General features: G+C 62.5%; 9 protein-coding genes. 2 read left to right on the plus strand and 7 right to left on the minus strand.

Annotated features, from left to right (window positions below):
* Window positions 1–180 precede the first annotated feature (180 nt).
* Window positions 181–1,635 carry a hypothetical protein gene (locus HRU71_10750; protein ID QOJ04993.1) on the plus strand — a complete coding sequence of 485 codons (1,455 nt, stop codon included), beginning with the start codon at window positions 181–183 and terminating at the stop codon, window positions 1,633–1,635.
* 51 nt (window positions 1,636–1,686) lie between these two features.
* Here HRU71_10750 and HRU71_10755 read toward each other — a convergent pair whose 3' ends face one another.
* Complete coding sequence (locus HRU71_10755; GenBank protein ID QOJ03930.1) at window positions 1,687–3,090, minus strand: thrombospondin type 3 repeat-containing protein; 1,404 nt, start codon at window positions 3,088–3,090, stop codon at window positions 1,687–1,689.
* A 685-nt stretch (window positions 3,091–3,775) separates the two neighbouring features.
* On the opposite strand from HRU71_10755, the gene HRU71_10760 reads away from it, so the two are divergent.
* Window positions 3,776–7,336 carry a right-handed parallel beta-helix repeat-containing protein gene (locus HRU71_10760; GenBank protein QOJ03931.1) on the plus strand — a complete coding sequence of 1,187 codons (3,561 nt, stop codon included), beginning with the start codon at window positions 3,776–3,778 and terminating at the stop codon, window positions 7,334–7,336.
* 333 nt (window positions 7,337–7,669) lie between these two features.
* On the opposite strand, the gene HRU71_10765 is transcribed toward HRU71_10760, so the two are convergent.
* The 6 genes from HRU71_10765 to HRU71_10790 all read right to left on the minus strand — a co-directional run bounded on the left by HRU71_10765 (window position 7,670) and on the right by HRU71_10790 (window position 14,464).
* Window positions 7,670–7,888 (minus strand): hypothetical protein, encoded by a 219-nt coding sequence (locus HRU71_10765; GenBank protein QOJ03932.1) that lies wholly within the window; start codon window positions 7,886–7,888, stop codon window positions 7,670–7,672.
* A gap of 205 nt (window positions 7,889–8,093) precedes the next feature.
* Complete coding sequence (locus tag HRU71_10770) at window positions 8,094–9,104, minus strand: NAD-dependent epimerase/dehydratase family protein (protein QOJ03933.1); 1,011 nt, start codon at window positions 9,102–9,104, stop codon at window positions 8,094–8,096.
* Window positions 9,089–10,864, minus strand: coding sequence for an AMP-binding protein (locus HRU71_10775; GenBank protein QOJ03934.1), 1,776 nt, complete (start codon window positions 10,862–10,864; stop codon window positions 9,089–9,091). The genes HRU71_10770 and HRU71_10775 overlap by 16 nt, the downstream gene beginning before the upstream one ends.
* Window positions 10,857–11,780: an alpha/beta fold hydrolase gene (locus HRU71_10780; protein ID QOJ03935.1), complete on the minus strand. Its 924-nt coding sequence runs from the start codon at window positions 11,778–11,780 to the stop codon at window positions 10,857–10,859. The genes HRU71_10775 and HRU71_10780 overlap by 8 nt, the downstream gene beginning before the upstream one ends.
* A 30-nt stretch (window positions 11,781–11,810) precedes the next feature.
* Entirely contained in the window at window positions 11,811–13,349 is a 1,539-nt protein-coding gene (locus HRU71_10785; protein ID QOJ03936.1) for a SpoVR family protein, read from the minus strand.
* Between the two features lie 23 nt (window positions 13,350–13,372).
* Window positions 13,373–14,464 (minus strand): DUF444 family protein, encoded by a 1,092-nt coding sequence (locus HRU71_10790; GenBank protein ID QOJ03937.1) that lies wholly within the window; start codon window positions 14,462–14,464, stop codon window positions 13,373–13,375.
* Window positions 14,465–14,693 lie beyond the last annotated feature (229 nt).

Raw genomic sequence — 14,693 nt, forward strand, 5'->3', positions numbered from 1 at the left:
CCGACGCGCATCAAACACGGAGCAACGGATCCGGGCCGAGACCGCGACGGGGCGGGTTTCAGCGGCGATGCAGGCAGCGCCAAGCCCGCCAAGAGCAAATCCAAAGTCGCGCTGGAAGAGGGCGAGCAGAGGCTGATCATCGCCACCTGCGAGAAAGGCACCGTCGAAGATGTGAACGACATGCGCGAGATCAAGGCCGGTCTCGATGCCATGAAAAAGGCGTATCCCAACTTCGCGGAAATCTGCGCCCGCGAGGCGTTCGCGCCGGCCGACGTACCGTGCGTGGCGGATGAAATCGCCGAGGCGGAGAAGTCGGCTGCGACGGGCTTCGGGTTGCCCGATCGCCTGGTGCTGCCGGCGGTGCGGCGCAAGCGCGAGGCGGCCCGGCGGCGCATCGAGTTGATGAAACGCCGCGGCGAGATTCGCATCGGCATGCCGCGCGTGCTGAACATGTACTCCATGGCGCCGTGGTTCATGGCTTATTTTCAGTCGCTGGGCATCCGCGCCGCCAACCTTGTTTGGAGCGATTACACCAGCGAGGAGCTGTACAAAGAGGGCGCCAAGCGCGGCGCGATCGACCCCTGCTTCCCGAGCAAGATCGGCATCCCGCATGTCCACAACCTGCTTTATCACAAGCACACCGCGAAGCAGCCGCTGCATTACATCTTCTTCCCGATGATCGACTGCCTGCCGACGTTCTTGGACAACATCCAGAGCAGCCGCGCCTGCCCGACCGTCACCGCCACGCCCGAGGCGGTGAAAGCGGCCTTCACCAAGGAGAGCGATCTGTTCGCCGAGCACGGCCTGGCCTATCTCGATACGTTTGTCAATTTTTCAGAGCCGGAGCTTCTCGCGCGGCAGATGTTCGCCGAGTTCTCCGACAAGCTCGGTCTCTCCCCCGAGGAAAACGCCCGCGCCTGCCGCGTCGCCTGGAACCACTACGACGGCTTCTACGCCGATCTGCGCCGCCAGGCCCGCGAACAGCTCGACCGGTTGGAAGCGAAGAACGAGGTCGGCGTCGTCCTGCTGACGCGGCCGTACCACCACGACCCCGGCGTCTGCCACGAGATTCCCGACGAGTTCCAGAAACTGGGCATCCCGGTGTTCACGATGGACGTGCTGCCGCGCGATCCCGACCTCCTGGAGCGGTTGTTCGGCGAGGAAGTGCGTCGCGGTGAGTTCGCCAGCCCAATGTCGATCGAGGATGCCTGGAAGAACGCCTACAGCGAGAACACCAATCGAAAGGTCTGGGCCGCCAAGTTCGCCGCGCGGCATCCGAACCTCGTCGCGCTGGAACTGTCCAGCTTCAAGTGCGGCCACGATGCGCCGATCTACAGCGTCATCGAGGAGATCATCGAGACCAGCGGCACGCCGTATTTCTGCTTCAAGGACATCGATGAGAACAAACCGACCGGCTCGATCAAGATCCGAGTGGAGACAATCGCCTACTTCCTGCGGCGGCACCGGGAAAAGTTGGTGATGCGGCAGGCGAAGATGGCCCGGATCGAGGCACGCCTCGCAGAACTGGAGCGCGAGCTGCGAGCGCGGCACGGTACTGTGCATGACGCGGCCGCGACCCTCGATCATGGCGCTCGACATGGTTCCGTCGAGCGCGGCGCGGTCGTGGGCGTGTGAGCGCTGCGTGTTGTCGGTATCCAGCGCCGAGCTTGCTCGCCGGTCTTGTTGCTACAGACGTCCGATGCGTCGTTGCCACGATCGCCGCCGTCGCATCCCGCGGCCCAGCAATAGCAACGGCAGCATCGCCCCGCCCATCGCGCCGCACGTTCCGGTCTGGCCGCACGACGATCCGCCATCGTCATCGTGTCCGGCCTCGCATTCATCGCCCACGCCGTCACCGTCCTCGTCCGCTTGGTCGGCGTTGGCCACGTTCGGGCAATTGTCTGCCGAGTTGGGAATCAGATCGCCGTCGGCGTCCGCCTCCGCCACGCCGCAGCCGAGATTGCCCGGCGCAATCTTGTTCGGATCGTTCGGGCAACCGTCGGTGCAATCGGGCGTGCCATCGCCGTCGGTATCGGTTTCGGCGTTTCCGCAGCCGCAGGCCCCGGCCGATGTGGACTTGTTCGGATCATTCGGACAAACGTCGTTGCAATCAGTGACGCCATCGCCATCGCTGTCAGCGTTGGGATCGAGCTGGGCGCAGGAGCAGCCCTCGCCGTTCACGCTTTGACCGGCCGGCGTGTTCGCGCACGTGTCGTTGCAATTGAGCACGCCGTCGCCGTCGGCGTCGTCATCGGCCACGCCGCAACCGCAGATGCCCGGCGCGGTCTTGTTGGCGTCATTCGGGCAACCATCGGCCGTGCAGCAATTGGCGGGGAAACCGGGATCGCCGAAGCCGTCGCCGTCGGTGTCAGTGCAGGCGTCGCAATCGTCGTTGGTGCCGTCATTGTCGGTGTCGGTGGCTCCGCAGGCTGGCGCGGCGTTGACGACAAATTCGCAGCCGCGATTGTTCGTGAAAGTGGCCGATCCGGCGGGGATGGAGTAATCCGCCGCGTTGTTGGTGCTCACGGCGCTGGCCGTGCCGCCGAACTTCAGCGCGGACGTGCCTGCCGACGGCAGGGCCGAGCCGAACGGCGGGCCGAAGTTCCCGTCGGCGTCGTTGGTCGTTTCGCCGGCGTTGCTGCCGCTGTAGGTTCCCCAGCTCACGCGCCAGAGGATGCCGCCGTTGTTGTTGCGCTCGAACGTCAGCGAGCCGCCGGCCAGATAGCCGGGCGGTATGAGATTCGTCATCGTGAAATCGGCCTGCGCGTTGGGCAGGCTCTTGGCGATGAACGCGTTCGATGCGATCAGGATTCGCCCGCCTTGTGTCTCGTTTGCGACATTCGACGGGAAAACGAGAATCGTCACGGGGTTGGCGCCGGTCGCATCGCGCACGACGAGCCGTCCCTGCGACACCTGCCCTTCGCCGTTGGCGCGCATGCGAAGCTGAATCGCCTGGGCCGTCGCATCGCCGCCGACGCCGCCGATCACCTGCTCGATCTGCATCAGGTGGAACGTTGCTTGCGCGCGGCCGGCTGCGACAAGAAAAGCCGCAATTGCCGCCAGCGTGATCGGAAGGCATGTGCGTTTCATAGAAGGCTTCTCCAGGTCTTCGCTACGTTTCGATTCGTGAGCGAACGACGGTTTCTGACTTTTGTCGAATCGGTGCGTCCTCGGACGCGACCCGGCGGCATTATACGTACCAATGATTCCTCGTCAGCCGCTTCGACGGTTCAGCGATGCTCGAAATTTCGATGCCGTTCCGCGGTGTGCGAATCGCCACACGGTTCAGAACGGCCTGGAAAGACAGCGGTCTGGTGAATCAGCAAAAATCGGCGAAAATTGCGCACCCTATCCAGCGCCGGCTGGGGTCATTTGCCCAATTTTTGCGGGATCAAAGGAGGATCGCACCGGTTCGGGGCAGGACGATTTGGCCCACCCCAAATCCTGTGAAATTTATCCTGAAATTTGCCCTTTACTTGCAACGGCATGCAGTTGTAATCTACTCGTCTGCCGGGTGATCCCTCGACTTGCATCGAGGGCTCGATTCCGGAATCGCGGTTGCATGGAACGCGGCCGCGATCCTGCGCTGTCGGGTGTGGTGATCTCCCGTGCGCAGAAAACAGCCCGGCAGCTTGGCGAATGGATTTGATGAATCACCTCGCTGGACATCGATTGTCCGACCGATTTACTTTCCAAACTAGAGGAGACCTTGAGAATGTTGCGCACACACACGAGATTTGTACTGACGGTATGTACCGCGGTTGCAGCGGCAATCGTGACGTCCACCGCGCGGGCCGTAGACATCAACGTGCCGGGCGATCATCCGACTATTCAGGCCGCCATCGCCGCCGCCAGCGCCGGTGACCGCATCCTTGTCCAGCCGAATACGTACACCACGCCCGCGGGCGGTCTGGTGATCGACAAGTCGAACCTGCAATTGTTGAGCACGGCCGGCTCGGCGACGACGATCATCGAGAACAACACGGCCGGCATGCCGGTCATCACCATCGCGGCGCCGGGTGTCGTGGTCGGTGACGTCGGTGCGGGCTTCCACATTCGACAATTGCAGGCGGCGAGCGACGCGATCGTGGTGCAGGCCAACCAGGTCAAGTTCGGCGTGCCGACGACGATTCAGCACAACCGCATCTCGGGCAACAACTCGGGCGAAGGCATCTACGTGGACAGTTACATCGAGTCCGGCCTGTTCGTCGTGCAGAACAACACGTTCAACCGCAACGGTGGCGCCTATTCGTTCACCACGGGCGTGTACTTCGACAGCGCCGACCACCCCAGCGCGAACGTCGGGTTTGTCAGCACCTTCGACTCCAACGTCGACGTTCTCAACAACACGCTGACGGACATGGACACCTACGGCGTTTATTTCGATTACCACTGCTACAAGAGCAATATCAACATCAACAACAATACCATGACCGGTGTCACAGGTTACTCCGGCGTCTACTTCAACTACGGCCTCGACGTCTTCTCGACCGCCAACATCAACGGCAACACGATCACGGACTTCGGTGACTACAGCATCTACCTGTACGACATCACCAGTCACTGCGTGGCGAACGTGAACAACAACACGATCACCGGCGTCACTAATACCGGCATCGAGCTGGACTACATTTATTACCAAAGCACGGTCACCATTAACAACAACACCGTGACCGGCAACGGCTCCGCCGACTACGGCATCTACCCGTACGACGTTGAGTACGCCAGCATGTGCACCGTCAGCGGCAACACCGTCAGCGGCTTCGACAACACCGGCATCTACTTCGAGTACAACTACAACGGCTCGACCGGCGTCATCACCAACAACACCGTCAGCAGCAGCACGCAGATGGATTACGGCATCTTCATCGACACCGAGTACGGCTCGAACAGCACGATCACCGGCAACACCGTCAGCGGTTTCGATTACGCCGGCATCGACGAGTACTACCCCTACGCAGGCTGCACCGTGAACATCAGCAACAACACGCTGACGGCTGACAACGGCGGCGGCGACTACGGCATCTACGTCGAAGATCCCGATTACGGGAACACGGTCACGGTGAACAACAACACCGCGACGAATTTCGACTACGCCGGCATCTACTTCGGCCAAACCTACGACAACACCCACATCACCTGCAACAACAACATGCTGACCGCGCTGCCCGCCGGCGCAGACTACGGCATCTACCTGGACGATTTGTACGAATACAGCACGGCGACGTTCGATATGAACACCGCCAGCGGCTTCGATTACTGCGGCATCTACAACGATGACTGCTATTACACGTCCAACATCACCATCACCAACAACACGTTGACCGGCATTTCCAGTGGCGCCGACTACGGCATCTACATCTATGAGACGTCCGAAGGCTCCGACGGAACGGTCAACAACAACACCTGCACCAATTTCGACTACGCGGGTATTTACTACGAGTACCCGTCGTATGAAGCGGGCGTCGCCTGGATCAACGGCAACACGCTGACCGCGTTGTCGACCGGGGCCGACTACGGCATCTACTCCTACGAGGTGTACACCGGTCAGGCCACCTACGACGGCAACACGATCACCAACCCGGACTACGCCGGAATTTACCTGGAATACGTCGACTATGGCGGCTCGGCTACGATCAGCAACAACACGATCACGATGAACAATAGTGGCGGTGACTACGGCATCTACAACTACCAAGTGTACGAGGCCGGCACCAGCCTGAACGTCACCGGCAACACCGTTACCAACTACGGCAACATGGGCGGCGGCGAGGCCGGGTTCTGGCAGGATGACTACACGCAGTACGGCTCGCGGCTGAATGTGTCCAACAACACCTTCATGGCTCACGCCAACGGCTCGGAGTACGGCATCTACAGCGATGACGGCATCTTTGACGGAAGCAAGGGCTTCTTCATGAACAACGTCGTGGAGGGCTACACCAACACCGGTCTCGGGGTGTATTACACCTACGACGGTTCGGAAACGACCATCACCGGCAATATCCTGACGCCGCTGGCCAACATGGGTGATTACGGCATTGCAGTTTGGGATGGCGCCCAGTACGGCAGCAGGATCAACATCAGCAACAACACCATCAACAGCTTCACCGACACCGGTGTCTACTACTACTACTCGTACGATGGAAGCCACGTCGCCGTGAACTACAACACCATCAACGGTGATCCGAACACCGGCGGCTACTTCGGCATCTACGGTGGCGACGGTCCGGAGTACGGCTCCACCTTCGAGGCCATCGGCAACAGCATCGGCGGCATCCTCGGCGACCTGGCCAATGACTCCGCCGGTATCTACACCTACTACACCTACAGCGGGTGCCAGACGACCATCTGCGACAACTACATCCGCGGCCGGACCGGTGAACCGGGCAATTACATGGCCGGTGTCTACTTCTACTACCCGCCGGAGTATGGCTCGACTGCCACCGTCTGCAACAACGATATCGCAGGCTTCTGGGATGCGGCGGTCTTCCTGTACGACGACTTTCTGTCCGGCAGTTCGTTCCACATCACCAACAACAAGCTCGACGGTGGTCGGTTCGGCATCTGGACCAACGGCTACGACTGGACCGACGGCACCGACGGCTCCATTACCGGCAACACGATTTCGAACTTCTCCGAGGTCGGCATCGATGCCAACGCCATCTGGGGCTCGATCATCGACATCGCCAACAACCGGATCCAGGGCAACGGCTCGGTCGCCGGTGTGGACATCCAGGACCTGGTCGATGGCGCCGCCGAGGTGACCATCCGCAACAACTGCATCACCGGCGTCGATACCGGTGTTGAAGTGGAAGACATCATGGACACGGCCTTCGTGAACGTGAATGGCAACGACTTCAACGGCGTCGCGACGACCGGCATCGTCAACGTGATGGGTCTGGCCGCCAACGCCATCGACGGAACCGGCAACTTCTTCGGCGCGGTGCCGACGAAGGCCACCGGCGAGGTCGACATCAGCGGTGAACTGGCTTCGCCGCCGGACAACGACGGCGACGGCGTCATCGACTGCGACGACGCCTGTCCCGATACGGCCTCCGGCGACGACGTGGACGCCGACGGCTGCTCGTGCATCCAGTTGAACCCGACCGGCGATGCCGACGGGGATGGCGTGCTGGATTGCAACGACAACTGCCCGAACGTGGCGAACGCCGATCAGGCCGATTCGGATGGCGACGGAGTTGGCGATGCCTGCACCGTCGCGCCTCCGGGCCCGCCGCCGTGCGGTCTGTTGCCGTGTGGTCCGGGCGCGATGATGGCCATGCCGTTCGCGCTGCTCGGCATCCTTGTCATGGGACGCCGCCGACGCGTGCGGTGAGTCATCGCTACCGTGTGAGCTGTTCTCACGCGGTAACGGTTGAAATCAAAACGGCCCCTCGTGCGACACGCTTGCACGGGGGGCCGTTTCTTTTGGGGAGTTCGGTCCTTGCAAGCGCGCCCTGCGCCGCGCTTGCCTTTCGCGACTTTAGCGCGAGCGGAACAAGCTGTCATTCAAGTGCCGACTTGCCACGGAGAAGAAACGGGGGCGCTTCACGCGCAGGGCGGGCCTTGCTCGCTGTCCATTTGATGGGGCGAGCAAAAAGGCAGGCCGTATCCACCTCTTGTCGGCGTGCTGCTGGGTGTTGTCCACGTTGCTGAACGGCGGCGACGATTAACGGCTGGCCGGCTGGGAAGGTTGATCAAGTTGCTTGACGTATTCGTCGAGCAAGTGCAGTTGGCGATCGACCTGGTCCAGCTCTGCCATCAAAGCGCGTTCGAGATCGCCCAGCGCTGTGTTGTCGCGCGACTCGCGCCGGCTTTCCTTCAGCCCGGCCAGTTCGCGCTGGATCTCGCTTTTTCGATGGGCCAGGGAATCGCGTTTTTGTGTCATGCCCATGATGAATCCTCCCGGCGGCCCTTGGTTCCACCGACCGCCGACGCACCCGAACAGGTGCGGAAACAACCACTTCATATTCAAATATAGCGGCATTCCGGGCAATAGAAAAGAAGTAAAACGAATTACCTTGTTAAAAACAAAGCAAAAACTATCGGACGATTGGCGGATTTATCCTCAACGACCGCCAGGTCGGGGCAACCTATCTGCCATCGGGACGGTTATTCCGGTTGCCGTGCGCGAGCCAGGCTCGCAAGCGTTCGAAGCCCTCGTCCAGTGAAATGCGCGGGGTGTAGCCCAGATCGCGCCGTGCGGCCGTGAGGTCGAACCAATGTGCCTTGGTGAGTTCTCCGAGCAGGAATCGGGTCAGCCGCGGCTCGCGATTGCTGCGAAGTGCGCGATGGGTTGCTTCCAAGGCGACGGCCGCGAGGGCGGCGAACCAGGCTGGGACGCGTCGCGTGACCGGGGGGAGTCGGCCGGCGGCGAGGATTCGGTTGACGATTTCCCAGAGCGGGCGCGGCTCGCCGTTGGAAATGAAATATGCGCGGCCCGCGCAGGCGGCGCCGGGGGCGAGTCGATCGGCGGCGAGGAGGTGCGCCTCGGCGGCGTTATCGACATACGTCGTATCGATCAGCGGATCGGCGTCGCCGATGCGCCGCAGCGATCGCGCGCGGGCGAGGATGCGCGGGACGAGGTGGTTGTCGCGCGGGCCCCAGATCAGATGCGGTCGAAGAGCGACGGTGGAGAGGGAGCCGTTCGAGGCTTCGAGCACGGCGCGCTCGGCCATGGCCTTGGTCTTCGGATAAGCCGCCGGGTAGTGCAACGGGTACGGCACGGATTCGTTCACGCCGGCCAGGTCTCGCCCGTCGAAGACGACGCTGGGGGAGCTGGTGTAGATAAGCTTTGCCGTGCCGTGCGTCTTCGCGCCCGCGAGCACGTTCAAGGTGCCGTCGTAGTTGATGGCGCGATAGATTCGCTCATCGCCCCAGATGCCGGCCAGGGCCGCGACGTGGAAGATTGTTTCGCACCCGCGACACGCGTCGATGACGGCAGCGCGGTCGCGCAAGTCGGCGCGCACCAGCTCGACCCCGGCTGTCCGCAGATCGAGGTAGTCTCCGCGCGCCAGCACGCGCACGCGGTCGCCGCGAGCGAGCAATCGCTCGACGATCGCGCGGCCGAGGAAGCCGCCGCCGCCGGTCACCAGGGCTTGCACGGTTTTGTTTGCAACCTTTCCGCCGCCCAGACGGACAGCTTTTCGCGGAAGATCTTGGAATTGTGACGGATGTCAACCGGAAAGCGGGTGTTGATCAGGAACGTGCGAATCGTACGCGTGTGATTGTGCCGGGCCGCCATCTCGTTCAACTCGCGTATGAGCGTCGGGCGATCCGTGTTGCGATGCGACGGCTCCAGCTCGATGCAGACCACCGGCCGCTGATTGGTCCGCTGGCCGACGCCGACCAGCGCCGAGCGAAACACAGCCGGATGCTGATTGAAGATCGCTTCGACCTGTTCAGTGAACAGCACGCCGTCCGGTGTTTCGACGCGATGGCTCTTGCGGCCGCAGAACCAGAGCCGCCCGCGCTCGTCGATCCAGCCGACGTCGCCCATGCGGTGCCAGAGGTCGTCCCCATCGGGGATTTTCGCGAGCTGGTTGGCGCGAATCGCCGAATCAGCGTGATGGCTCTGCATCGTGTTGCTGCCGGAAGCCGTGACACCCGCGTCGTGCGCTTCGCCGCTGCTCAAGTACGCTCGGGTTACCATCGGCCCCTTCACGACGAACTCGCCGATCTGCCCCGGCGGCAGGACGAGCGACTCATCCCAGGCGGGGATCGGGTCATCGGTGATGCGAATCACACGCACGGCCGCATCGGGCAGGGGTTTTCCGACGCAGGTGCCCTCGCCGTCGGCCGTTTGCAAGGCCGTCTCGCCGAGGATTTCGCGATGGTCGATGGACGCGACGGGCAGGGCTTCGGTCGCGCCGTAGGGCGTGTGAATTCGGGCCGATTCGTCGAGCATTTGCGCGAAGCGTTTGAGCACCTCCGGTGGCACGGCCGCGCCGGCTGAAATGACGCGACGCAGCGACGGCAGCTTCACGCCAATGGCTTCGCCATATCGCCCCACGCGATTGAGCAGCGCCGGCGAACCAAACATATGCGTCACATTGTTGTCTCGAATGGCGCGGAGGATCTTCATCGGATCGACCATCGCCGGCCGCGTCGGGTCCATTTCGGGAATGACCGCCGTCATTCCCAGCGCGGGATCAAACAGCGCAAAAAGCGGGAACGTCGGCAGGTCCACTTCGCCGGGACGGATCCCGAAATGCTCGCGCAGCATCCGCACTTGCGCGTCGAAGGTGCGATGCTGAAACAGCACGGCCTTCGGCGGGCCGGTCGAGCCGGTGGTGAAGATGATTGCCGCTGGATCGTCGGGTTGTGTGTCCGTCGTCTCGAAGGGCGCTCCGCGGCCGGCGCGCGTTCCCATCGCGCGAAGACGGTCCAGCGTCCATCCGCCCCAGGCGAAGCGCCGGCCGATCGTGACGGCAATATGCACGGATCGAAACGCGACGGGATTTGTGATTCGCAGCAGATGCGCGAGCGGGATGCCAACAAACGCCTCGGCGTGGATGGCAGCGAGGCATTGGACCATTCGCCGACGGCCCATGCCGGGATCGACCAGCACGGGCACCGCGCCGACGCGATAGAGCGCGAACGTCAGGGCGAAGAATTCGGCGCTGGGCCGCGCCATGAGAATCGTCCGCGTGCCACGCGCGACACCGGCGGCATCCAGCCCGTGCGCGAGGATGTCCACCTCGCGGTTCAGTTCGTCGAACGATCGGCGCGCGTAACCATGGCCGCACCTCCAGATGATGGCGGGTTGATCGGGGCTGGTTTGCGCCGCGCGGGCCAGGTGGCTGCTGACGTTAAGCGCGTCCGGGGCTGTTGCATGGGGAGCCGGCGCAGTTGCTTCAGGCATAAGGCGCTGCTCCATTCGGCGCGGCTGCGGCGGTGAGAAACGTTCGCACGCGTTCGGTGACCGCTTCGCACGCATCCTCCAGCACGTAGTGCCCCGCGTCGGGGAAGGTGTGGACCTTCGCTCGGGGAAACCGCCGACGCCACTCGGCGAGAAAGTCGGCGTCGAAGACAAAGTCCTTCATGCCCCAGCAGATCAGCATCGGCTTGTCTGCGAGGCAGTCGAGATTTTCCTGCGTGTGCAGGGCGGTGTTGTAGCTCGGGTCGCCCGGGGCCAGCGGAATGTCCTGCACGAACCGCAGCGTCGCGATGCGATTGTCCCAGGAGTCGTACGGCGCGAGCAGCCCCGCAGCGACGTCGCGCGGCAGTCCCTTCGCGCTGGCCATCCGAACGGCCGGCCCGGCGAACAGGTTCATCCCCTGCACCATGAGCTTCGCCAGCGGTCCGCCGTCGCGCAGAACGCGCAGCCTCATCGGCAATGGCTTGCCCGGCGGGAGCAGGAACGCGGCCGTGTTAAGGATGACCAACCGTGCGATGCGCTCCGGCCGGCGGACGGCGACCGCGCAGCCGATCATGCCGCCCCAGTCGTGCAGGACAAGCGTCAAATCTCTCTGAATATCGAGATGATCGAGCAGGACCTCCACGTCCGCCACGCGGGCGTCGAGCGTGTACGGATAGCGCCCGGCTGAGGGTTTGTCGGACAGGCCGCAGCCGATGTGATCGGGCACGATGCAGCGATGAGTCGGGGCCAAGGCCCGCACCAGCTCGCGGTAGTAGAACGACCACGTCGGATTGCCGTGCAGCATCAGCACCGGCGGGCCGGCTCCCTCGTCGAGGTAATGCAGGCGCAGCCCGGCGCGGTTGAGCCAATGGCTTTCGAAGGGGTAGAGCGATTTCCATGTTGGGGACGGGCTTGCCATGGCGGCGAGACATGGTAAGCGAAATGGGCGTTAAACGCTGTGCGCCGGGGCCGGCATGTCGGCGTGGATCTTCTGCTGCTGGCTCTGCTCGCCGTCGAAGCTGAACAGCACCATCTCGTCGTTGATCATCGCCTGGAGATGGGTCGGCCGGCGCCAGATGCGCTGCACGTTCTTGAGCGTCTCGACGGCATACTTGATGTCCAGATCGACGCCCGTATGTTTGTGGGCCAGGTACAGCTCGCCGCGGTTGGCGTAGTTGCCGTCCACCACGTAGATGTACGGCTGGGCGTGGTTGGTCAGCATGAACAGGAGCTGGGCCTTGATCTTGGCGAAGTCGCGATTGACGACGACCATGCGGCGGGTCGAGGGGTCGAAGCGATAGTGATACATCTTGAAGCGATCGACGAACTCCGGCGTGAGAAACTCGTCGATGAAGGTCACGTCGTTGTGAATCCGTCGCACCTCGAAGACCTTCTCCATCCCCAGGCCCAGCTTGCGGTCCCAGCGGCGCTTGGCCTCCATGTCCCTGCACTCGTCGTATTCCTTGCCGAAGCGCCCCTTGTTCCAGCGATCCTCGATGTCGCGGAACAGCTCCACGCCGATCTTGTACGGGTTGATCTGCCCTGGCCCCATCGCCACCGTGCCGCTGTGGTGATCGGCGTAGGTGATGATTTCGTCATCCGTCAAAATGTGCCGCGTCATCAGCCGGCTGTGCCAGAACGTCGCCCAGCCTTCGTTCATGATCTTCGTCTGACCCTGCGGCGCGTAGTAATACGCTTCCTCGCGGATGATTGCGAGGATATCGGCCTCCCAGTCTTCCAGCGGGGCGTGCTCGATGAGGAAGCCCAGCACGTCGCGCAGCGGCTGGCGCGGCAGCACGTTCTTTTCCTTCTTTTTTTGCGACATCAGCTCCTGCCGCTGCTTCTCGGCGCGCTGCGGCGGGTTGATCCACGATTCGAGGTAGGGCTTGGCCTTGAAGCGTACGATGTCTTTCTCGACCTCGCGCTCTTTGGACATCGTCTGCGACGATGGTTCTTCCTTCTTTGCCTCGCGCTGCATGAAGGCCGAGTGCGGATCAATCAGGTTGTCCAGGGGATAGCAGGTGTCGATGAACCGCTCGACGTCCTCAAAGCCCTGGCGGTCGATGTGCCGCCGCACGCGCGTCGCGTGGTTGGCCATCTCGTCCATCATCTTGCGATTGGTCTTGCTGAACCAGTAATTGTGCTTGAAGAAATCGCAGTGGGCATAGACGTGCGCCATGACCAGCTTCTGATCGGTGACGCTGTTGTCCTCGACGAGATAGGCGTAGCACGGGTCATTGTTGATGACCATCTCATAGATCTTGCCCAGCCCATAGACGTGCTGCTTGCGGAGTTTTTCGTACTCCATGCCGAAGCGCCAGTGCGGATAGCGCTGGGGGAAGCCGCCGTAGGCCGCGATCTGCTGCATCGTGTCGAAGTCGACCAGCTCGAAGCGCGTCTCGAAGAAATCCAGACCGGCCTTGCGTGCGATCTCGGCGATCTCCTGGGCGTAGCGAGCCAGATCGGGTCGGATGCGGTGCAGGCTCATGGGCGGTCGACTCCGTGACGGCGTTACTTGCCCGGCGTGAAGAAGGTCTTGAGCGAATCGTAAATGTCGTCCTTGGCGTTCACGCGGCTGGTGATGACGTTCTCTTGCTCTTCAAGGTGTTCGTGGATGACGTTGATGAAGTTGCCGCTGCCGTAGGCGCTCGCCACCTGACAGTAGCCGAACAGGTTGATCCGCGGAAGCATGTGATCGCGCAGCATCCGGCAGCACTCGCGCGAATCGCTCTCGCTGGAGTTGTCGCCGTCGGAGAAGTGGAAGATGTAAACGTTCCACTCCTCGGGGGAGTAATGCGTATCGAGAATCGACCGCGCCAGCTTGAACGCGCTGGAGATTTTCGTGCCGCCGTCCTCGCGAATGTGGAAGAAGGTCTGCCGGTTCACCTCGGCCGCCCGCACGTCGTGCACGATGTACCGGCTCTCGATGCCTTCGTAGTTCCGCCGCAGCCAGGCGTCAATCCAGAACGCCTCCAGGCGCACCAGCTCTTTCTGCTCGTCGCCCATCGAACCGGACACGTCCATCATGTAGATAATCACCGCGTTGGACTGCGGCTTGAGCACCGTCTTCCAGCTTCGGTAGCGGCGGTCCTGGCGGATCGGCACGATGACGGGGTTGTTCGGATCGTACGTGCCGGCGATGATCTGCCGGCGCAGGGCCGCGCGAAACGTCCGCTTGAAATGCCGCAGCGATTCCGGTCCGGTTGATCGAATCCCGCTGTAACGATCCTTTTCCGACGTGATCTGGTGGTTGCCCTTGGGCTTGATCCGCGGCAGGCGAAGTTCCTCGCCGAGGATGTCGGCCAGCTCATCAAGGCTGACTTCGACCTCCATCAGGTGGTTGCCCGGGTTGGTGCCGCCCGGTCCGGCCTCGCCGTCGCCGTCGACGCCGTCGCCCACCTGGCCATCGCCGATGCCCACGCCGCCGTCGTTGTTGTCTCCGTAGCGAAAGTGCGGCAGGTCGATCCCGCGCACGGGGATCGTGATGATGTTTTTGCCCTCTTTGCCGATCAGCTCGCCGCGCGTGAGGAACTTGCGCAAGTCGTCGCGGATGCGTCCCTTGACGATCTGGCGGAATCGCTGATGGTCCTTATCGATCTTCACGCGGGCGTCGCTCCCTATCGGGTTAACGGCCGGTCCGACGGCTCACTTCAGCAGCGACCGGTTCCATCAGATTATACGGTCGAAAAGACACGAGGAGCCAAGGCCATGACCGCACCCAGCCGCCCAATGCGCCTATAGCCAATATCGGACAGGTGCGGGTTGCCCGTCCCGTTGTGCCGCCGGAGGGAGCGCGAAAAGTCCGCCGAAACCGTGTTTTGATGCGGATCGC

This window comes from Planctomycetia bacterium, from assembly GCA_015200345.1.
Taxonomy (GTDB): Bacteria; Planctomycetota; Phycisphaerae; order UBA1845; family UTPLA1; genus PLA3.